General features: G+C 69.1%; 22 protein-coding genes. 13 read left to right on the forward strand and 9 right to left on the reverse strand.

The genetic code is table 11. The features are described 5' to 3' along the window. The first annotated feature begins 3 nt into the window (after window positions 1–3). Window positions 4–351 (forward strand): addiction module antidote protein, encoded by a 348-nt coding sequence (locus tag AACH10_RS13355; protein WP_341410921.1) that lies wholly within the window; start codon window positions 4–6, stop codon window positions 349–351. Window positions 352–375: 24 nt separating this feature from the next. On the opposite strand, the gene AACH10_RS13360 is transcribed toward AACH10_RS13355, so the two are convergent. Together AACH10_RS13360 and AACH10_RS13365 are read right to left on the reverse strand one after the other, a co-directional pair. Beyond that, complete coding sequence (locus AACH10_RS13360) at window positions 376–765, reverse strand: hypothetical protein (protein ID WP_341410922.1); 390 nt, start codon at window positions 763–765, stop codon at window positions 376–378. Between the two features lie 44 nt (window positions 766–809). Beyond that, window positions 810–1886, reverse strand: a complete 1077-nt coding sequence (locus tag AACH10_RS13365) for a tartrate dehydrogenase (RefSeq protein WP_341410923.1) — start codon at window positions 1884–1886, stop codon at window positions 810–812. Between the two features lie 189 nt (window positions 1887–2075). Here AACH10_RS13365 and AACH10_RS13370 point away from each other — a divergent pair, with 189 nt between their 5' ends. The 8 genes from AACH10_RS13370 to AACH10_RS13405 all read left to right on the forward strand — a co-directional run bounded on the left by AACH10_RS13370 (window position 2076) and on the right by AACH10_RS13405 (window position 7733). Further along, window positions 2076–3014: a LysR substrate-binding domain-containing protein gene (locus AACH10_RS13370; protein WP_341411169.1), complete on the forward strand. Its 939-nt coding sequence runs from the start codon at window positions 2076–2078 to the stop codon at window positions 3012–3014. A gap of 153 nt (window positions 3015–3167) precedes the next feature. After that, the gene (locus AACH10_RS13375) at window positions 3168–3554 is read left to right on the forward strand and encodes a nuclear transport factor 2 family protein (protein WP_341410924.1); all 387 of its coding nucleotides are present in this window, start codon (window positions 3168–3170) and stop codon (window positions 3552–3554) included. Between the two features lie 140 nt (window positions 3555–3694). Next, window positions 3695–4153: a hypothetical protein gene (locus tag AACH10_RS13380; RefSeq protein WP_341410925.1), complete on the forward strand. Its 459-nt coding sequence runs from the start codon at window positions 3695–3697 to the stop codon at window positions 4151–4153. Between the two features lie 98 nt (window positions 4154–4251). Beyond that, the gene (locus tag AACH10_RS13385; protein WP_341410926.1) at window positions 4252–4746 is read left to right on the forward strand and encodes an LURP-one-related family protein; all 495 of its coding nucleotides are present in this window, start codon (window positions 4252–4254) and stop codon (window positions 4744–4746) included. 212 nt (window positions 4747–4958) lie between these two features. Then, window positions 4959–5462 (forward strand): hypothetical protein, encoded by a 504-nt coding sequence (locus AACH10_RS13390; RefSeq protein WP_341410927.1) that lies wholly within the window; start codon window positions 4959–4961, stop codon window positions 5460–5462. Window positions 5463–5747: 285 nt separating this feature from the next. Then, on the forward strand, window positions 5748–6770 hold the full coding sequence (locus AACH10_RS13395) for a GNAT family N-acetyltransferase (RefSeq protein WP_341410928.1): 1023 nt from the start codon (window positions 5748–5750) through the stop codon (window positions 6768–6770). A 32-nt stretch (window positions 6771–6802) separates the two neighbouring features. Continuing rightward, window positions 6803–7144 carry a YciI family protein gene (locus AACH10_RS13400; protein ID WP_341410929.1) on the forward strand — a complete coding sequence of 114 codons (342 nt, stop codon included), beginning with the start codon at window positions 6803–6805 and terminating at the stop codon, window positions 7142–7144. 49 nt (window positions 7145–7193) lie between these two features. Beyond that, window positions 7194–7733 (forward strand): NUDIX hydrolase, encoded by a 540-nt coding sequence (locus AACH10_RS13405; protein WP_341410930.1) that lies wholly within the window; start codon window positions 7194–7196, stop codon window positions 7731–7733. A gap of 26 nt (window positions 7734–7759) precedes the next feature. On the opposite strand, the gene hpaI is transcribed toward AACH10_RS13405, so the two are convergent. From hpaI to AACH10_RS13425, 4 genes are all read right to left on the reverse strand, one after another. Continuing rightward, window positions 7760–8560, reverse strand: a complete 801-nt coding sequence (gene hpaI, locus AACH10_RS13410) for a 4-hydroxy-2-oxoheptanedioate aldolase (RefSeq protein WP_341410931.1) — start codon at window positions 8558–8560, stop codon at window positions 7760–7762. Between the two features lie 104 nt (window positions 8561–8664). After that, entirely contained in the window at window positions 8665–10155 is a 1491-nt protein-coding gene (locus tag AACH10_RS13415; protein WP_341410932.1) for an NAD-dependent succinate-semialdehyde dehydrogenase, read from the reverse strand. A gap of 14 nt (window positions 10156–10169) precedes the next feature. Then, window positions 10170–11687 carry a UxaA family hydrolase gene (locus tag AACH10_RS13420; RefSeq protein WP_341410933.1) on the reverse strand — a complete coding sequence of 506 codons (1518 nt, stop codon included), beginning with the start codon at window positions 11685–11687 and terminating at the stop codon, window positions 10170–10172. A gap of 1 nt (window position 11688) precedes the next feature. Next, window positions 11689–12669 (reverse strand): tripartite tricarboxylate transporter substrate binding protein, encoded by a 981-nt coding sequence (locus AACH10_RS13425; protein ID WP_341410934.1) that lies wholly within the window; start codon window positions 12667–12669, stop codon window positions 11689–11691. Between the two features lie 111 nt (window positions 12670–12780). Here AACH10_RS13425 and AACH10_RS13430 point away from each other — a divergent pair, with 111 nt between their 5' ends. Next, the gene (locus AACH10_RS13430; protein ID WP_341410935.1) at window positions 12781–13746 is read left to right on the forward strand and encodes a LysR family transcriptional regulator; all 966 of its coding nucleotides are present in this window, start codon (window positions 12781–12783) and stop codon (window positions 13744–13746) included. Here the strand turns inward: AACH10_RS13430 and AACH10_RS13435 are convergent, their stop codons facing one another. Next, window positions 13747–14079 (reverse strand): hypothetical protein, encoded by a 333-nt coding sequence (locus AACH10_RS13435; RefSeq protein WP_341410936.1) that lies wholly within the window; start codon window positions 14077–14079, stop codon window positions 13747–13749. 293 nt (window positions 14080–14372) lie between these two features. On the opposite strand from AACH10_RS13435, the gene AACH10_RS13440 reads away from it, so the two are divergent. Beyond that, a complete protein-coding gene (locus AACH10_RS13440) occupies window positions 14373–15377 on the forward strand; it encodes an integrase (RefSeq protein WP_341410937.1) in 1005 nt (334 codons plus the stop codon). Window positions 15378–15408: 31 nt separating this feature from the next. Here the strand turns inward: AACH10_RS13440 and AACH10_RS13445 are convergent, their stop codons facing one another. Both AACH10_RS13445 and AACH10_RS13450 read right to left on the reverse strand, forming a co-directional pair. Further along, window positions 15409–16275 (reverse strand): MipA/OmpV family protein, encoded by an 867-nt coding sequence (locus tag AACH10_RS13445; protein WP_341410938.1) that lies wholly within the window; start codon window positions 16273–16275, stop codon window positions 15409–15411. A 117-nt stretch (window positions 16276–16392) separates the two neighbouring features. Further along, window positions 16393–16947, reverse strand: a complete 555-nt coding sequence (locus AACH10_RS13450; protein ID WP_341410939.1) for a PaaI family thioesterase — start codon at window positions 16945–16947, stop codon at window positions 16393–16395. 117 nt (window positions 16948–17064) lie between these two features. Here AACH10_RS13450 and AACH10_RS13455 point away from each other — a divergent pair, with 117 nt between their 5' ends. Further along, window positions 17065–17640, forward strand: coding sequence for a MarR family winged helix-turn-helix transcriptional regulator (locus tag AACH10_RS13455; protein ID WP_341410940.1), 576 nt, complete (start codon window positions 17065–17067; stop codon window positions 17638–17640). After that, window positions 17633–18895 carry an MFS transporter gene (locus AACH10_RS13460; RefSeq protein ID WP_341410941.1) on the forward strand — a complete coding sequence of 421 codons (1263 nt, stop codon included), beginning with the start codon at window positions 17633–17635 and terminating at the stop codon, window positions 18893–18895. Before AACH10_RS13455 ends, AACH10_RS13460 begins: the two co-directional genes overlap by 8 nt. Window positions 18896–18921 lie beyond the last annotated feature (26 nt).

Below are 18921 nucleotides of genomic sequence, written 5' to 3' on the forward strand. Positions count from 1 at the left end.
AACATGACCACCAAGCGCACAGCTGTCGCCGCCAACGTCGACGCCCAGCCAGGCAAGGCTGCCAGGACCAAGACATCCAGCTATGACGTGGCCGAGCATCTGCGTACGCCCGAAGAAATGGCTGCCTACCTTGATGCTTGGCTGACAGAGGCGCCCGACGATGTGTCGGGCATCGCACGTGCGCTGGGAGACATTGCCCGCGCCAAGGGCATGAGCCAAGTGGCCAAGGAGGCAGGCCTGAGCCGCGAGAGCCTCTATCGCGCGCTGAGCGAAGGTGGCAACCCCAGCTTCGCCACCGTGCTCAAGGTGGCCCGAGCGCTTGGTGTCCGGCTGCACGCGCAGCCGGTCTGAACGCAGCGCGAGCGGCCCACCTGCTCAACCCATGCGCCGCCACGTATCGATGCAATGCACGGCCAGCGCCGTCACCCAGCTGGGCTGGCCAGGCACGAAGGCCAGGCCGTAGCGCGGGCTCACCAGAAAGCCGCCGCGCTCGAAGGCCGTGGCGTCGTGAGCCCGCACATGCGCACCAAGCTGTGGAAACAGCAGCATCTGGCCATTCAGCCACAGCAGCGGGGCAGGGCGTGTGATCTCCTCCAGCCGGCCGGTGCTGGTCTGGAAGCGGTGCACCACGTCCCCGTGGTCCAACTCCAGCAGGCCGATCGGCAGCAGTTGGCGGCTGCGTGGCGTGCCACGACGTGCGATCAGCTGGACTTCGGTGGTGCTGAAGGGCGTGTCACCGAAGTGCACATACGGCAGCAGATCCATGGCTGCAGCATAGGACGGCGCGTGCTGCGCCGCCCTAAGGTGGATCAGATCCCGCCGGCGATCCGCTCAGCGATCGCGATGCCCATCTCGGTGGTGTTGGCCGTGCCGCCCAGGTCACGCGTGCGGGGCCCGTCGACCAGCACCGCCTCGATGGCGCGCAGCATGGCGTCGTGCGCGTCCTTGCGGCCCAGGAAGTCGAGCATCATTGCCGCGCTCCACACCATGGCCACCGGGTTGGCGATGTTCTGGCCGTAGATGTCGGGCGCGCTGCCGTGTACCGGCTCGAACAGGCTGGGGAACTTGCGCTCGGGGTTCAGGTTGGCGCTGGGCGCGATGCCGATGGTGCCGGTGCAAGCCGGGCCCAGGTCACTCAGGATGTCGCCGAACAGGTTGGTGGCGGCCACCACGTCGAAGCGCTGCGGCTGCAGCACGAAGCGGGCGGAGAGGATGTCGATGTGCTGCTTGTCCCAGGTCACATCGCTGAACTGCGAGGCCACTTCGGCCGCGCGCTCGTCCCACCAGGGCATGCTGACCGCGATGCCGTTGCTCTTGGTGGCCACGGTCACATGCTTGCGCGCGCGCTGGCGCGCCAACTCGAAGGCGTACTTCAGCAGGCGCTCGCTGCCCTGACGGGTGAACACGTTCTCCTGGATGACGAACTCGCGGTCGGTGCCGGGAAACATCACGCCGCCCAGCGAGGTGTATTCGCCCTCGGTGTTTTCGCGCACGATCAGCATGTCGATGTCGCCGGGCTTCTTGTTGGCCAGCGGGCAGGGCACGCCGGGCATCAGCTTGGCGGGGCGCAGGTTGATGTACTGGTCGAACTCGCGGCGGAACTTCAGCAGGCTGCCCCACAGCGACACATGGTCGGGCACGGTGGCCGGCCAGCCCACGGCGCCGAACAGCAGCGCATCCATCGGTTGCAGCTGCGCCTTCCAGTCGTCGGGCATCATCTGGCCGTGCGCGGCGTAGTAGTCGCAGCTGGCCCAGTCGATCTCGGTGAGCTCCAGGTTCAGGTCGAAGCGCTGGGCCACGGCCTTCAGCGCGCGCAGACCTTCGGGCATCACTTCCTTGCCGATGCCGTCGCCCGGGATGATGGCGATCTTGTGGGCTTTGCTCATGCGTGCGTCTCCTGGCGTGGGGCCGAATGGTGAAAGCAGCCATTGTCGCCGTGCACGGATTGGCATCAATGCAGGTTTGGTTCATCCGTCATGCACGCTTCGTGCATGATCGGCGCCATGCCCAGCCGCCGCGCCCCGCCCGTTGTTGAACCTGCCCTGGCCGAGCCCGCGCCCGCCGGCCCGGTCAGCCTGCCCTCGCACGACGACCTGCGCGTGTTCACCGTGGTGGCGCGCCGTGCCGGTTTCAGTGCCGCGGCCGAGGAGCTGGGCGTCTCGCCCGCCTACGTCACCAAGCGCATCCGCCTGCTGGAGCAGGCCCTGGGCACGCCGCTGCTGCTGCGCACCACGCGCCGCGTCACCGTCACCGAGGCCGGCGAGCGCGTGTACGGCCATGCGCTGCAGGTGCTGGACGAACTGGACCATTTGGTGCAGGCCGTGGGCCATGCACGTGAGCAGCCACGCGGCCTGCTGCGCGTGTGCAGCAGCTTCGGCTTCGGCCGGCGCAGGGTGGCGCCGGCCATCTCGGCCCTGGTGGAACAGCACCCCGGCCTGCAGGTGCGCTTCGAGGTGTTTGACCGCCTGGTGGACCCGGTGGCCGAAGGCTACGACCTGGACGTGCGCGTGGGCGACGAGATCGCGCCCAACCTCATCGCCCACAAGCTGCTGGACAACCACCGCGTGCTGTGCGCCGCGCCCGCCTACCTGGCCAAGGTGGCCCGCAGCGGTGGACCGCCACGCACACCGGCCGATCTGTCGCAGCACGCGTGCCTGGTGATCAAGGAACGGGACCACCCCTTCGGCGTGTGGCGCCTGCAGGGGCCAGGTGGCGCAAGCGCTACCGCCAAGGTGACCGGTCCGCTGTCCACCAACCACGGCGAGGTGGGCGTGCAATGGGCACTGGACGGCCGCGGCATCGTGCTGCGCAGCTGGTGGGACATTGCCGAGCATGTGCACGCCGGCCAGCTGCAAGTGCTGCTGCCCGGCTGGCACCAGGCCGCCAGCGTGTGGGCCGTCACGCCGCAGCGTCTGGCCAATTCCGCCAAGGTGCGGGTGGCGGTGGCGTTCTTGCAGCAGTGGTTGAGGAGGACGGTGAGGGCGACCGCGGGGCCGGAGGCGGGGAGGGTGTGATGGGGTGGACGCTGCGGATGGGGGGCAGGATATGCTTGGGTTGCGCCCGTATCTGGGTACGCCCGCATCGCCCGTTTCCGGATACGGCGCGGCTCCGCGCTCGATAACAAGTTAGGCCACACAGACTCAACGCCACTTCCCCCTCGTACCGCAATGCCACAGTACACATCACCGGAAGTCGTCATCCAGAGGCAATTGGATGCATACAACTCGAAGAACCTTGAGGGCTGGCTCAGCACCTACGCACCGGACGCTCGCCAATACGAACTTGGCGGCAAGCTCCTCGCGGAAGGACATGATCAGATCAAGGCTCGAACGGCTCCAAGATTCTCAGAGCCCAATCTCCATGCAAAGCTTCTGCGCCGGGAAGTCATGGGCAATGTCGTAGTCGACCACGAGGATGTCACTCGTACTTTTCCTGAAGGTCCGGGCCATATCGAGCTCATCTGCGTGTACGTCGTCGAGCAGGGCCTCATCCAAAGCGCCTCGTTCGCATTCGGGCCCCAAGTACTTGCCTGCGGCGAAAACCGTATGGCCTAACAGGTCGGTCAACCGGAGGCGCCACGGCAGGCCAGCCGGGCCGTGCAACCGCCTTGGTTTATCGTCGGCCGCACGGCCCGGCCGTCCTGCCGCGTCGCCCCGGTTACCTCTGCGTTAGCCATCACAGGGAGAGTCGAGTCATGTCCGTGCCGCCCAACATTGATCGCTTCAACAAGGCAACGCTGCTCGTCTTCGACACGCTGTACTTGGCGTTCCCTGTTCCTGTCGAGCTAAGTGCGTCCAAGATTGCGATGGACACACTCCCTCCTGACGCTGAGTTCGACGAATCGTTCGAATCGATCAAGCCTGTCTTCTACACCATTGAGTTCCTGAAGAAGGAAGGCTATATCGATTATGTCGACCACTATCTAGACGGCACGGCCTTCCAACAGGCAAGGCTCACAAGCAAGAGTCTGGCTTTGCTTGGCCAAACGCCAGATTCATTGACTACACACGTCAGCATCGCCGAAACGCTTCGTGATTTGGTCAAGGGGGGTATTAAGAATGTCGGATCTGAGGCCGCCAAGAAGGCGGTAGAGCTTGTCTTCGCGCACGGAGGCACTTTGCTGAGCCTGAGCCAAACAGCAGGTGGCGGGTAATGGCTAACCTGTTCGTCAACCGGATCGGCTAAAGCCGGCTTCGCCGGCTTTAGCCGTTCGGTTACGGCCGAAGTTAGCCCTCTCCACAAGCACCCGTGATGCCTAGGCAACTTTCAATTGCAAACAAGCTTCTTTCCCTGCGCGGCCGAATGGAGATTGCTGATGGCCAAGGGAATCAAGCCTATGAAGCTCGAGGCGAGTTTTCGCTGTTGTCGCCTACTTGGCGAATTACGGGCGAGGGAAGAGAAGTCGCTCAAGTTCGCAGAAAGATTTTTGCATGGGTTCCGACTTGGGTCGTTTGCGGCGAACTCGGCGAGTTCAAGGTCAAGCGTAAGCTCCTTTCGTGGACTCGCCAGTACTACGCTGTCGGAGGCGAACTTGATGGCGCGATCATCAAAGGTAATCTGTTTGACCTTCGCTTTGAGGTGCAGCTGGGCGAGGAAACCATCGCGCGAGCCACAGGCAGGATTCTCACGCTGAGAGGCCGGCACAACATCGAAGTGATTGGCCAGCCGGAGTTGTTCGTCGTCATAGCAATGGTCATCCTGCACTTGGATAGACGATATGAGCGGCAATGGAATAATGACGAATAGATCGCCACCGATGAGGAACAGACTGCACATCTGCAGACTGGCTTCTTGCGGTCAATGCCGAGGCCCCATATACGAACCGCTCGACACGGACCCATTCGTTCAACGTGCACAAGGTACTGGCGAGTTATCGAGCTTGCCTGCCGCCAATCTGACCTCTGGAGCCTGACGCATTCGGCCGTACTCGGCGGTGGCCGGTGTGTAACCCTGTTCTCATGCTGATCGAGACCGTGCTGTCCGCCCTTCTCAGGCCACGCGTTGGACCATGGCGTCACGCACTGGCACTGTTTCCGGCAGCCATTTTCCCTTCCGCTGCGCTCTTCAAAGTTGCGTTGACCATCTCCGTCGCAACAGGTCTTCCTGCGCAGCAACTCATGCCGCCTGATCGCTCTCCTTCGATGGGCGAAGTTCTTGGCGCAGTGGCCTTCGCGCCAGTGGCTGAGACCCTTTTGCTAGCGGCAGGTCTTCGGATTCTGTGTCTACTGAAGCAGAGCCTTCTGGTAACTGCTGGCCTGTCGGCAGTTATCTGGGGCCTGCTACACGCCGTCCAAGGGGCGCTCTGGTTCTTCGGCACATTCTGGAGCTTCTTTCTGTTTTCCTGTGCCTTTCTGGTATGGCGACAGCGCTCTTTCGCTCATGCCTTCATCGCTGCCTCAGTCCCGCACGCATTGGTCAATGGCACTGCGATGGCCCTGCTGGCTGTAAGGGGTGCCGCCTAGCTATTCGCTCAGCCGGACCGATTGCGACGTGCGGCCCAGATTCCTTCCTCCTCATGCCGGGCTCTTGGCTGCACACCGCAACGGCAACTGCAGGGGCTTCAACCGAAGTCAACCGACCTGTGACATTGACGAGAGGCCGCCCCTTCAGCGGCTATGCCGCTTGTTGCTTCTCAGCCTCACCATCGTCCCGGCAGAGAGAGATTCGGCCGTGGGCCGCTGTGCCCGCAACCGGCTCACAATCGCCGGCCTGGGGGCATGGCGCCAGTCGCCGAAGGGGACGGGCCGATGGCCGGTGTGAATGACGCGTGTGTGCAGATCCGCCGCGCCACGGCGGACGATGCAGCCTGCCTGTCGGCCGTGGCCACGCAGGTGTTTCTGGAAACCTATGCCACGCAGGGTGTGCGGCCCGATCTGGCGCAAGAGGCCAAGGACCAGTACGCCGAGCCGGTGTTCGCGCAGCGCCTGGCGCTGCCCGATGTGGAGATGTTCGTCGCCGTGGCCGAGGGCGGCGGCCTGGTCGGCTTTGTCGATGTGCAGCATGGCCGCGCATGTCCGGTGCCGGCGTGGGCTGGCTCGGAAGTGCTGCGGCTGTATGTGCTGCGCGCGTTCCAGGGCCGGGGCCTGGGCCGCGCGCTGCTGCAGCGGGCCGAGCAGGCCGCGCGGGGCGCGCCGGTTCAGCCGGCAGGCGCGCTGTGGCTCACCGCCTGGGTGGGCAATGGGCGTGCCCTGCGCTTCTACCCCCAGGCCGGCTTTCGCGATGTGGGCCGAACCACCTATGTCATCCACGGTGTGGGTTATGAGAACGTCGTGTTCGCCAAGACACTGCGGGCTGAGGCAGGTGCCGCGGCCGTGGCCGATGCGGTGCCCACGCACGTTGACGCCCTGGTCTGGTCGTCCACCGTGGCCGATGTCGACTGGCACGAACTGGCCTCGCTGTACCGCCGTGCGCCACTGGGCAACAAGTCGGCGGCCGATCTGCAGACGGTGTTCGGCCACAGCCGCTACCGCTGGCTGGTTCGGCAGCGCGGGCAACTGGTGGCGGCCGGCCGCGCGCTGGCCGACGGCGGCGATTGCTCGTACATCTGCGATGTGGCCGTGCTGCCCGAGTGGCAGGGCACGGGGCTGGGCCGACAGATCGTGCAGCGCCTCGTCGACGACAGCCGCGGCTACCGCAAGATCATCCTGTACTCGGTGCCGGGCAAGGAGGGCTTCTACCGCAAGCTGGGCTTTGGCCACATGCTCACGGCGATGGCCATCTTTCGCGACCGCGATGCGGCCATCGCGCGCGGGCATCTGGCGGTGGATTGAGCGGCAGTGATCACCCCTACCCGGAGCACCCGATGGCCAAGTACCTGATCTCCTTTCCCAGCGGCGAGATGGCCTGCACGCCCGACGAATTGCCGGCCGTGGCCGACGCCGCGCATGCGGTGGTGCGCGAGGCCAAGGCGGCCGGCGTGTGGGTGTTCGGCGGTGGCATCGACGAAGCGGTGCCGCCGGTGCGCGTGGCGGCCGATGGCTCGGTGACGCCCGGCACCTACCCGCAGACGCAGCGCCTCGAAGGCGGCTACTCGGTGCTGGAATGCGCCACGCGCGAAGAGGCCGTGCACTGGGCCGCCAAGATCGCCGCCGCCTGCCGCTGCGCGCAGGAGCTGCGGGTGTTCATGCACGATCCCGAGGTCTGAGCGACGTTGGGGCCGGCCGCGGTGTGCGGCGCCACGCACAATGCCGGCCATGCACGCACTCGTCCTTGAACAACTCGACCAGATCCAGCCCAGCGCTCAAAATGAGCGGTCTCAGTGGCTGGATGCGCGCCAGTGGGTGGCCTCGGGCGCGCCGCTGTGCCGCACGGCCAAGCCGGCCACGCCGCCCAAGCACCTGGTGGCCTACTTTCCGGTGGTGGACGACGGCCACATCCTGCTGGTGGACCACCGCAATGCCCAGCGCTGGCTGCCCAGCGGCGGCCATGTGGAGCCGGGTGAAGACCCGCGCCAGACGGTGGTGCGCGAGCTTCTGGAGGAGCTGGGCATCGCCATCACCGTGCCGCAGGTGCCGGCGCCGCTGATGGTGTCGGTCACCGGCACGGTGGGGCTCACCGCGGGCCACACCGATGTCTCGCTGTGGTACCCCATCCGCCACCCGCGCCATGCGCCGATCGTGTTCGACGAGGCCGAGTTCCACGGCGTGCGCTGGTTCCCGTTCGCTGAAGCGGCACGGCTGCCCAGCGATCCCAACCTGGCGCACTTTCTGGCCAAGCTGCAGGCGGCCGGGTAGGCGCCCGGCCGCGGTGCCGTGTCCGCTCAGTACGGGCCGCTGCCCTTGGCCGGTGCCACCGGCGCGGTGCCCAGCCCGAACTCGCGCGCCAGCTTGCGCGTGGCCTGGGCCAGCAGGCTGGTGTCGATGCCCACGGCAACGAAGCGGGCGCCGATGTCGAGATAGTGCCGGCCGGCGTTGACGTCGCTGGTCAGCGTGCCGGCGGCCTTGCCGCAGGCGGTGATGCGGCGGATGGCGCCGTCGATGGCGGCCTGCACGTCGGGGTGGCCGGGGTTGCCGCGGTGGCCCATCGATGCGGCCAGGTCGGCCGGGCCGATGAACACGCCGTCCACGCCATCGACGGCGCAGATGGCTTCCAGGTTGTCCAGCGCGGTGGCGGTCTCGGCCTGCACCAGCAGGCACACCTCGTCGTTGGCCTCGTTCAGGTAGTTGCTGCGCGCACCCCACTGCGACACACGCGCCACGGCCGAGCCCACGCCGCGGTTGCCCTGCGGCGGGTAGCGCATGGCGCGGGCCATGGTGGCGGCCTGCTCGGCGGTGTCCACCATCGGCACCAGGATGGTCTTGGCGCCGATGTCCAGCACCTGCTTGATCAGTGCCGTCTCGCCCTGCACCACGCGCACCACCGGGTGGCTGCCATAGGCCGCGCAGGCCTGCAGCGCGTGCAGCATGCTGCGTACGTCATTGGGCGCGTGTTCGCCATCGATCAGCATCCACTCGAAGCCGGCGGTGGCGCACAGTTCGGTGGCATACGGGTCGGCCAGCGACAGCCACAGGCCGACCTGTTGCTGGCCGCTGGTGATGGCGGTCTTGAAGGGGTTGCTCATGGTCGGTGTGCTCCTCGGGGGGTCTGCCGGCATTGCCGGCCAGGCGCCATGGTACGTGCGGTGGGCGATGGAGTGCCGTGGCACCGCTGCCCGCGTGGCCTGCGCTACTGCAGGCCGCCCTGGCAGACGTACTTCAGGTGTTGATAGTCCTCCAGCCCGTGCACCGAGCCCTCGCGGCCGTAGCCCGAGTGCTTGACGCCGCCGAAGGGCGCGGCCTCGGCGGCCAGGGCGCCTTCGTTCACACCCACAATGCCGGCCTCCAGCGCGTCGGTCACGCGGTGGATGCGGCGTACGTCCTGGCTGTAGAAGTACGCGGCCAGGCCGTAAGGCGTGGCGTTGGCCTGGGCGATCACCTCGGCTTCAGTGCTGAAGCGCGTGACCGGCACCACGGGGCCGAAGGTTTCCTCACAGGCGCAGTCCATGGCCGGCGTGGCGTCCACCAGCACGGTGGGGGCGTAATAGTTCGGGCTGGCCAGCGCCGCGCCCTGCAGGCGCCTGCCGCCCACCACCACGCGCGCGCCCTTGGCCACGGCATCGTTCACATGGCGTTCGATCTTCTCCACCGCGCGGGCGTTGATCATCGGGCCGATCTGCGAGCTGGTGTCGCTGGCCGGGCCCACCTTCAGTGCACCCACGCGGGCGGCCAGCTTGGCCACGAAGGCGTCGTGCACGGCCTCGTGCACGTACACGCGGTTGGGGCACACGCAGGTCTGGCCGCCATTGCGGAACTTGGCGGCCATCAGGCCATCCACCGCGGCATCCAGCTCGGCATCCTCGAACACGATGAACGGTGCGTTGCCGCCCAGCTCCAGGCTCAGTTTCTTCAGCGTGGCGGCCGACTGGCGCGCCAGGTGCATGCCCACCGGCGTGCTGCCGGTGAAGCTGATCTTGCGCACGCGGTCGTCGGCCAGCCACACATCCACCACGGCCGGGGTCTGGGCGCGCGAGGCGGCCACGATGTTCAGCACGCCGGCCGGCACGCCCGCCTCGTGCGCCAGCAGCACCAGGGCCAGTGCGGTGAGCGGCGTGTCTTCGGCCGGCTTGGCCACCACGGTGCATCCTGCAGCCAGGGCGGGCGCGATCTTGCGCGCGATCATCGCCGCCGGAAAGTTCCACGGCGTGATGACGGCCACCACGCCCACCGGCTCAGGCACGGCCATCATGCGGCGGCCGCTGACGGGCGCGGGAATGATCTCGCCATTGCTGCGCGTGGCTTGCTCGGCAAACCACTGCACATAACTCGCCGCGTACTGCACCTCGCCCACACCCTCTGCCAGCGGCTTGCCCTGCTCCAGGCTGATCAGCTTGCCCAGGTCTTGCGCATGGGCCTGGATCAGGTCATGCCACTTGCGCACGATGGCGGCGCCGGCCTTGGCCGGTGTGGCGCGCCAGCTGGCAAAGGCCGCGTGCGCAGCATCGGCCGCGGCTTGCGCATCCGCCGCACCGCCGTCGGCCACCTCGGCGATGGCCGACAGGTCGGCCGGGTTGGTGACCGCGTGGCGCGCAGCCTCGCGGCCATCGCGGTTGTCCACCCACTGGCCGCCGATGCAGTGGCGGGTGCGGATCAGGTCGGTGCGGGTCAGGGTGAGGGTCATGGTGACGACGTCAATCAAGAAACAATGCCGAGGTGCCAGGGCACGAACTCCTGGTCGCCCAGGCCCAGCAACTCGCTCTTGGTGCGTTCACCACTGGCCGTGCGCAGGATGTGCTCGAAGATGCGCTGGCCCATCTGCTGGATGTCGAGGTCGCCATCGATCACCAGGCCGCAGTTGATGTCCATGTCCTCTTCCAGGCGCGTGAACATCGGCGTGTTGCTGGCCAGCTTGATGGTGGGTGCCGGCTTGCTGCCGAACATGCTGCCGCGCCCGGTGGTGAAGCAGATCAGGTTGGCGCCGCTGGCGATCTGGCCGGTGGTGGCCACGGGGTCGTAGCCCGGCGAGTCCATGAACACGAAGCCGTGCTGCGTGATCGGCTCGGCGTACTGGTACACCTCCATCAGCGGCGTGGTGCCGCCCTTCATCGCCGAGCCCAGGCTCTTCTCGAAGATGTTGGCCAGGCCGCCGGCCTGGTTGCCGGCGCCCACCACGCCGTTGAACTGCGCGTTGTGGCCGCGCGTGTACTCGGCCCACCAGTCCAGGCGGTCCAGCAGCTTCTGGCCCACGGCGGGCGTGATGGCGCGGCGCGTGAGCATGAACTCCACGCCGTGGATCTCGGGCGTCTCGGACAGGATGGCGGTGCCACCGTGGCGCACCAGGATGTCCATCGCCGCGCCCAGCGCCGGGTTGGCACCGATGCCGCTGAAGCCGTCGGATCCACCGCACTCGGTGCCGATGGTCAGGTGCTCGGCGCTGCAGGGCTCGCGCGTGCAGGCATTGGCCGCCGGCAGCATGGCCTCGATGGCGTCGATCATCGCGGCCACGGTGGCGCGGGTGCCGCCGCTGTCCTGCATCACGAAGGGCTTGATCTGCGGCTGGTCGCCTAGGCCCTGGCTGGCGATCAGGTCGGCTACCTGGTTGCGCTCGCAGCCCAGGCCCACGATCAGCGCGCCGGCCACGTTGGCATGCGTGGCATAGCCGGCAATCGTGCGGCGCAGCAGGTCGAAGTGCGGGCTGGGACTGGACATGCCACAACCGCTGGTCTGCGCGAAGGCCACCACGCCATCCACATTGGGATAGGCCGCCAGGCGTTCGGGGGTGAAGTGCGCCGCCACCTTGTGGATGGCCGTGGCGGAGCAGTTCACCGTGCTGATCAGCGCGATGAAGTTGCGCGTGCCCACGCGGCCGTTGGCGCGCTTGTAGCCCATGAAGGTGGCGCGCTGCGCCACCGGTACGAAGTCGACCGGCTTCACATCGAGCCCGAAGCCGGGGTCACGGTACTCGTCCACCAGGGCCATGTTGTGGCCGTGCACATGCTCGCCCGCAGCGATGTCGCGCGTGGCCGCGCCGATCACCACGTTGTACTTGAGCACGCGCTCGCCCTGGGCGATGTCGCGCGCGGCAATCTTGTGGCCGGCCGGCACCTGGGCCTTGAGCTTCAGGCCGAACTCGGGCAGCTCCTGCCCAAGGGCCAGCGGGTGGCGCACCACCAGCACGTTGTCATGCGGGTGCAGGCGGATCAGCGGGGACATGTCAGCCCTTGGCGAGCAGTTCGCGCAGCTTCAGCCGTTCGATCAGCTGGGTGTCGCGCTTGTAGGTGGCGGCGATGTAGGCCGCGTAGTCGGGCCCGTCCAGGTACATCGGCGGAGCGTCGATCTTGTCGCAGGCGGCCAGGAACTCGGGGCTGTTGGCGGCGGCCTTGAAGGCCTCGCGCAGGCGCTTCTCGATCGCGGCGTCCAGGCCCTTGGGCGCTCCGATGCCGTTGGGCGCATCGACCACCACGTCCCAGCCCAGCTCCTTGAGCGTGGGCGTCTCGGGGAAGTCGACCGTGCGCTTGGCACCCCAGGTGGCCAGCAGTCGCAGCTTGCCGGCCTTGACATGCGGCGCCCAGCTGCTCGAGTCGGCCAGCGCATCCACCTGGCCGCCCAGCAGGTCCTGCAGCGCCGGGGCGCCGCCCTTGTACGGAATGTGGTTGAACTGCACGCCGGCGGTGTGGGCGAACTCCTCCATGCCCACATGCGTGGCGCCGCCGATGCCGGCCGACGCGTAGGTGATCTTGCCGGGGGCGGCCTTGGCAGCGGCCACCAGGTCCTTCAGCGTTTTGTAGGGGCTGTCGGCGCGCACGGCGATGCCGAAGGTCTGGCCCGACACGCGGGCCAGGTAGGTCAGGTCCTTCATCGGATCGAGCTGCACCGTGCCCAGCTGCGCGAAGCGCGTCACCGAGATCGGCACCTGGCCGATGGTGTAGCCGTCGGGCTTGGCGGTGGCCAGCGCCTTCAGGCCCAGCATGCCGGACGCGCCGGCCTTGTTCTCCACCACCACGGTCTGGCCCAGCGGCTTGGCGGCGGCGGTGCACAGCGCGCGCATCAGCGTGTCGGCGGTGCCGCCGGCCGGCCACGGGCAGATGAAGGTGATCGGCTTGTCGGGGTAGGTGGCGGCGCGGCCCAGCGACGGGACGGCGACGGCCAGCGACGAGAGCGCGAATTTGCGGCGGGTGAGGCGGGGGAAGGTCATGCGGGCTGTCTCCGGATGTCGTGGTGTCTGGGCACCGAGCGGGGCGCATGATGCGTTGGCCTAACATCGCCGTCCAATGAAGAAGTGGACAGGCTGGATGCCATTTTTGATATGAAGAAGAATGACAGCCGCGTGGAGCGCCTGCTGCGCTCGAACCTGAAGCTCAAGCACCTGCAGCTGCTGCTGGCGCTGGACCAGTTCCGGCATCTCGGACGCGCCTCGGAGTACCTGTCGCTCACGCAGCCGGCGGTCAGCAAGACGCTGGCCGAGGTGGAGCGCCTGTTCGACGTGCCGCTGTTCGTGCGCAGCACGCGCGGCACCGAGCCCACACCGTATGGCGTGACGGTGGTGCGCTTCGCGCGCTCGGTGCTGGCCGATCTGGAGCGCACGCGCGAGGAACTGCAGGCCGTGGCCAGCGGTGCCGCGGGCCGTGTGCGGGTGGGGGCGATGGTGGTGGCCACGCCGGTGCTGCTGGTGCAGGCCGTGGCGGCGATGAAGGCGCGCTCGGCGCAGACCACGGTGGCCGTGGAGGAGGGCGACCTGACCCGCCTGCTGCCGCGGCTGCGCCAGGGCGAGCTGGACCTGCTGGTGGGCCGGCTCGAGCCGGGCTATGCCGCGCCCGACCTCGAGACCGAGCCCTTCTACGACGAAGCCATGTGCATCGTGGTGGCGCCGGAGCATCCGCTGGCCGGGCGCAGCCGCGTGCGCTGGACCGATCTGGCGACGCAGCCCTGGGTGATGCCGCCGACCTGGGCCTCGTCACGCATCAAGCTGAACCAGCTGTTCTACAAGCACCGGCTGCAGCCGCCGGTGGACGTGATCGAGACCGCATCGTTCCTGGTGACGCTGACGGGGCTGCGCGAGCACGGCGCGGTGGGGTTCTGGGCGCGCTCGGTGGCCGAGCACTTCGCGGCGCAGGGTCTGGCCCGGGTGCTGCCCGTGGCGGTGCCGATCGATCTGCCGCCGGTGGGCCTGATCACGCTGCGCGGCCGCCTGCGCGCACCGGCGGCCGAACAGTTCATCGGCTGCCTGCGCGATGTGGCGCAGGCTGTGGCGGGGCGCGGCGCCGCGCGATGATCAGGCGCGTCCGCGCGCCCGGCGCAGCGCGGCGGCGGCGGCCAGCTCGGCATCGAGCGCCGGCTGCAGCGGCGCGCGGCACAGGCCTGCCTGCGCGTAGTGCAGGTTCTCGTACAGCTGTGCAGCGGCGGGCATGGCCTGCAGCAGCTGATCGAGCGCCGGCCCATGCGCGGCCTCTGCCAGCAGCTGTTGCACCTGCATGGCCACCTGGCGGTACTGGCCGGGGCTGGCGTCACGCGGCTGGCGTTCCAGCTTCTCCAGCAGCAAGGCCATGGCGGCCAGGGCATGCAGGGCGGGCGGCAGGGCGCGTTGCGTGGAGCTGGGCGTGGACATGGTGTGCGCGGCGGGGTTGGGCGGCGGGATGACGCATCAACTGCAGGCCGCGCCCTAGATTTCAAGGGCTGGGGCTGCCGGCGGGCCTCGGGCCTCGGGCCTCGGGCCTTGGTGGGTCGTTGCGGTTTGTCAGGTCAGACGTAAGACTGAACTAACGGCTTCGGTGTCTTTTTTGCGCGTCGTTGATAGAGGTTTGACGGTCACCGGAGCCTTGGATACGGAATAATGCCGTTAGTTCGTTTATGGTTCAAATTCAAGACATCTTCGATCGCTGGCTGGCGGAGGAGCACCGCTTGGGCCGCCTTCACCGTCGCTCGTCCCAGGCTGTTTACGCCGCGATGTGGGGCGCGCTCGCGCAGTGGTGCCTGGGCCAGACCCCCGCCGTGCGCCAGCTAGTCGAGCTGGACAGCGCCACACTCGCGGCCTTCGTGGCCTCACGCGAGGCGCTGCTGCCGCCGGGCGAGTCGCTCACCCCACGCTACGCATGGCGCCTGATGAGCCTGGTACGCCGGGTGCAGACCTGGGCCGCCGCCGCACCGCGTGGGGGCACTGCGGCCGATCTCTTGATGGCCGCCCGTCCGGAAGTCCGCTTGGCCAATCTGCAGCGCAGCAACGAAGCGATCGAGCACCTCGGCACCGACGAGGTGAGACGGCTGCTGCGCGTCATTGGCCACCAGCACCGACTGGCGCGGCAAGGCCGGCTGGCGCGCTGGCAGGACCTGCGCAACGTCACCGCGGCCGCGCTGCAACTGGGGGCGGGCCTGGGTCCTGGCGATGTGCGGGCCCTGACCTGCCGCGATGCCGACCCTGCGCTGTCGCCCCGCCACGCCGCCACCGGCAGCAACCAGGCCTGGCCCGATCTGCCCCCGCCAGTGGCCGACAGCGCCGCCACGCCCGCTCGCACAGCGCCGCGCCTGTGGGTGCGTGTGCCCGCCAACGGCAACGCGCCCACGCACGAGGCCCCGCTGGCGCCCTGGGCCACGCGCGTGCTGCTGGCCTGGCTGCAGCTGCGTGCGCAGCTGGGCATTCCAGGCGACTGGCTGCTGCCGTCCACACGCACCGGCAAGCCCTGGGGCAAGGTGGCGCAGTACGAGGCCGGCTGCGCCGTGCTGGGCGCGGCCGACATTCCAGCGCGTGCCGCCGGCGGCTCATTCCGCCTGCGGCACAGCTTTGCGCTGCGCCAGCTCGAGCGCGGCCATGCGCCCGACACGGTGGCCCGCTGGCTGGGCGTCAGCGATCCGGCGGTGATGCAGCGCTACCTGCGCTGGCAACAGCGTCCACGCGACGCCGAGGACTGATCTTGCCGCCAGGCCAGACCGGCGCCCCCATTCACGGCAGGTTGCGCCAGGCCAGGCCCAGCGCCAGCGAGCTGCTGCTGCGCCGGGCCACCAGCGGGCTTTGCGCAGCCTGTGACTGCAGCTGCGACAGGCCCAGGCCGGCAAAGGCGAACCACACGTTCGACACCGCCCACTGCGCCGTGCCGCCCACGTGCAGGTCACGCAGGCCGCTGCCCGGCACATAGGCGGTGCGTCCGGTGCGCGCAGCCACCTCGGGCGCGATGCCGAACTGGTGCCGCATGGCCTGCGCGTCGGCCAGGCCGATGCCGGCGCCGAACGACACCCGCCAACCGGGCCCGGGCACGAGGCTGTAGCCCAGGTCCACACCGCCCAGGGTGCCACCCCCGCGGCCCGCGAGGTCCTGACTGACATGGGCCGACACGCCCCAGCGCCCACCCAGATCGCGGCTGGCGTAGAGCTTGCCCCGCAGGCTGGGGCGCTGGTCGGGCAGACCGGCCAGCCGCGGGTCATCGCCGCTGCTGCGCCCGCCATCCACGCCCAGTGACGCGCCCAGGCGCCAGTGCGCGCCCTCGGCCAGCTCGGCACTGGCCCCGGAGCCTTCATCACCGGTGCGCCCCAGCAAGCCCGAGGCGCGCGGCCCGCTCAGCCGGTAGCGGCCCCACTTCACCGTCCACAGCGGACGCAGCTTCCAGGCCAGTTGCGACGAGCCCGCATACGCCGGCCGGTTCACCAGCGCCAGGCCCAGGGCGTACTCGGTGGCGGCAGGCTGCGCAGGCGCCGCCGCCGCAGCGGACGGCTCACCGGCCTCGGCCTGCGCCGTGGCCGTGTCGGCCGCGTGCGCCCACGCTGGACACAGCGCGGCCGCCGTCACACCGATCACCCCGGATGCGCGGGCCACGCACCGCGCCCCTCGCCCCATGCCGGCCCGTCGCGTCGCCGGAAAACACGCTGCCCTTGCCTCGCCCGCACGATCGATCTGCATGGCCCGATCATCACCGATGGCCGGGCGCCGCGATCACCGCGGGCAGCCCAGAACCACACAGGTGGTCGTGGCGTGCGCATACAAGCGGCCGTCGGGGCCCAGCAAGCGGCCTTCCGCAAAGCCCAGCGTGCGGCCGCTGTTGATCACCCGGCCCTCGGCCCGCACCAGCGGCACGTCCGGCGTCAGCGCGCGCACATAGCTCACCTTCAGCTCCGCCGTGGTGTAGCTCACATCCGCCGGCAGCATGGTGTGCACGGCACAAGCCACCGCCGAGTCCAGCAGCGTGGCGATCCAGCCACCGTGCACCGTGCCCAGCGGGTTGAGAAAGCGGGCGCCGGGCCGGCCCTGGAACACGAAGCGGCCGCGCTCGTACTCGATGGGCCAGAAGTCCATCGACGCGCCAATCGGCACCGAGGGCAGTTCGCCGCGACCGATGGCGTCGAACATGTCCAGCCCGGTCATGCCAGCCAGTTGCTCGCGACGCGCCACGCCGGGTGCGGCCAGCAGGCCACGCACCCGGGCTTCATCGGCCTCCCATCGGGCCAGGGTCTCGATCACATCGGTCGGCAGTTCATGGGCACGGTTCACGGCTTCACCTTGTTTGTTGCAGGTACATTCATTGTAGGTACACTAAAAACCTTCGATGCCGCAAGGTCTCTGCCGGCACACACCGCCGCCAGAGCCCCCGCCCGCCCGGAGCCCGACATGCCGCCACGCGCCCTGCAAGCCAACGACAGCCCCGCCGACGACGACGCCGCCGCCGCCATGCCCGCGCCGCAGGGCTGCAGCAACTTCCGCCTGCGCCAGGCCGACCGCGTGGTCAGCCGCTTCTACGACAGCCACCTGCTGCCGCGCACCGGGCTGAAGACCTCGCAGTACTCGCTGCTGAGCCACATCGCCGCGCTGGCGCCGGTGCAGCCGGCCGTGCTGGCGCAGCACATGGGCCTGGAGCCCTCAACGCTGACCCGCAACCTGCAGCCGCTGGTGGCCCAGGGCTGGGTGCAGGTGGGGCCGGGCCACGATGCCCGCTCGCGCGCGATCGTGCTGACCGACGCCGGCCTGGCCAAGCGCCAGGACGCCCGGCGCGCCTGGAAGGCCGCCCAGCTGGCCTTCAACGCGCGCATCGGCGCCGAGCGCGTGGCCCAGCTGCATGCGCTGCTGGACGACTGCATGCGCCTGATGGGGCCCGAACCCCTGGACGCTGGCACCGACGACCGCGCCGCCACCGCACCCGCCTCACCCCCCACGGCCACGCGCCGCAAAGGAGCCCGCCATGGTTGACCAGCCCGCCCGTCCGCCATCGGCCCAACCCGCGGTGCCCGCCCTGGCCTGGGTGCTGCTGGCCGCCGCCGGCACTTTTGCACTGACCATGGGTGCGCGGCAATCCATGGGGCTGTTCCTCGGCGCCCTGAACACGCACACCGGCCTGGGCCTGGCCAGCATCAGCCTGGCCTTCGCCTTCGGCCAGCTGTGGTGGGGCCTCACCCAACCGCTGGCGGGCATGGTGGCCGACCGCGTGGGGCCCGGCCGGGTGCTGGTGTGTGGCGTGCTGCTGGTGGCCGCGGGCACCGCGCTGATCCCGCACATGCACTCCACGGCCGGGCTGATCCTCGCCATTGGCGTGCTGGCCGCCGGCGGCGCCGGCATGGCCGGCCCGTCGGTGCTGATGGCCGCCACCACGCGTCTGGTGCCTGCGGAGCGGCGCGGCCTGGCCACCGGCGTGGTCAACGCGGGCGGCTCGTTCGGGCAGTTCGTCTTCGCACCGATCGCCCAGGCCATCACCGCCGCGGCCGGCTGGGCGGCCGCCTTGCAGACCCTGGCCCTGATGACGCTGCTGGCGTTGCCCGCGGCCTGGGTGCTGCGTGGCCAGGGCCAGGGCGCCGCCACCACGGCCGGCGTCCCGCGCCAGACCACCCGCGAGGCCGTGGCCCAGGCCCTGGCCGACCGCAGCTATCGCCTGCTGGCCGCGGGCTTCTTCGTCTGCGGCTTTCACGTGGCCTTCCTGGCCACGCACCTGCCGGGCGTGGTGGCCTCGTGCCAGCTGCCGCCCGAGGTAGGCGCCTGGGCGCTGGCGATGATCGGCCTGTTCAACATCGTCGGCAGCTTCGGCATCGGCTGGGCCATCGGCTTCCAGCACGGCCGCTGGCCGATGAAGCGGCTGCTGTCGCTGATCTACGCCACGCGCGCCGTGGCCGTGCTGCTGTTCGTGCTGGCCCCCAAGACGCCTGGCGTGATGCTGGCCTTCGCCGCGGTGATGGGCCTCACCTTCCTGAGCACCGTGCCGCCCACCGCCGGCCTGGTGGCGCGCTTCTTCGGCCCGGCGCACATGGGCACCCTGTTCGGCCTGGTGATGGTGACGCACCAGATCGGCGGCTTTCTCGGCGCCTGGCTGGGCGGCAAGGCCTTCGAGCGCAGCGGCCACTACGACTGGATGTGGTTCGCCGACATCGCGCTGGCCGTGGCCGCGGCCTTGCTGCACCTGCCGATCCGCGAGCAGCGCCCGCCGCTGCCCGCGGCCGCGTCACCCACGGCCTGAATCGCCCGGCGCGCACCACCGGAGCG

It is taken from the genome of Pseudaquabacterium inlustre, from assembly GCF_038066595.1.
Lineage (GTDB): Bacteria > Pseudomonadota > Gammaproteobacteria > Burkholderiales > Burkholderiaceae_C > Pseudaquabacterium > Pseudaquabacterium inlustre.

Bases quoted from the DNA above. Each gene is read 5' to 3' on its own strand.
- AACH10_RS13355 (WP_341410921.1), top strand. From the start codon at position 4: ATGACCACCAAGCGCACAGCTGTCGCCGCCAACGTCGACGCCCAGCCA.
- AACH10_RS13360 (WP_341410922.1), bottom strand. From the start codon at position 765: ATGGATCTGCTGCCGTATGTGCACTTCGGTGACACGCCCTTCAGCACC.
- AACH10_RS13365 (WP_341410923.1), bottom strand. From the start codon at position 1,886: ATGAGCAAAGCCCACAAGATCGCCATCATCCCGGGCGACGGCATCGGC.
- AACH10_RS13375 (WP_341410924.1), top strand. From the start codon at position 3,168: ATGCCACAGTACACATCACCGGAAGTCGTCATCCAGAGGCAATTGGAT.
- AACH10_RS13380 (WP_341410925.1), top strand. From the start codon at position 3,695: ATGTCCGTGCCGCCCAACATTGATCGCTTCAACAAGGCAACGCTGCTC.
- AACH10_RS13385 (WP_341410926.1), top strand. From the start codon at position 4,252: ATGCCTAGGCAACTTTCAATTGCAAACAAGCTTCTTTCCCTGCGCGGC.
- AACH10_RS13390 (WP_341410927.1), top strand. From the start codon at position 4,959: ATGCTGATCGAGACCGTGCTGTCCGCCCTTCTCAGGCCACGCGTTGGA.
- AACH10_RS13395 (WP_341410928.1), top strand. From the start codon at position 5,748: ATGGCCGGTGTGAATGACGCGTGTGTGCAGATCCGCCGCGCCACGGCG.
- AACH10_RS13400 (WP_341410929.1), top strand. From the start codon at position 6,803: ATGGCCAAGTACCTGATCTCCTTTCCCAGCGGCGAGATGGCCTGCACG.
- AACH10_RS13405 (WP_341410930.1), top strand. From the start codon at position 7,194: ATGCACGCACTCGTCCTTGAACAACTCGACCAGATCCAGCCCAGCGCT.
- hpaI (WP_341410931.1), bottom strand. From the start codon at position 8,560: ATGAGCAACCCCTTCAAGACCGCCATCACCAGCGGCCAGCAACAGGTC.
- AACH10_RS13415 (WP_341410932.1), bottom strand. From the start codon at position 10,155: ATGACCCTCACCCTGACCCGCACCGACCTGATCCGCACCCGCCACTGC.
- AACH10_RS13420 (WP_341410933.1), bottom strand. From the start codon at position 11,687: ATGTCCCCGCTGATCCGCCTGCACCCGCATGACAACGTGCTGGTGGTG.
- AACH10_RS13425 (WP_341410934.1), bottom strand. From the start codon at position 12,669: ATGACCTTCCCCCGCCTCACCCGCCGCAAATTCGCGCTCTCGTCGCTG.
- AACH10_RS13430 (WP_341410935.1), top strand. From the start codon at position 12,781: ATGAAGAAGAATGACAGCCGCGTGGAGCGCCTGCTGCGCTCGAACCTG.
- AACH10_RS13435 (WP_341410936.1), bottom strand. From the start codon at position 14,079: ATGTCCACGCCCAGCTCCACGCAACGCGCCCTGCCGCCCGCCCTGCAT.
- AACH10_RS13455 (WP_341410940.1), top strand. From the start codon at position 17,065: ATGCCGCCACGCGCCCTGCAAGCCAACGACAGCCCCGCCGACGACGAC.
- AACH10_RS13460 (WP_341410941.1), top strand. From the start codon at position 17,633: ATGGTTGACCAGCCCGCCCGTCCGCCATCGGCCCAACCCGCGGTGCCC.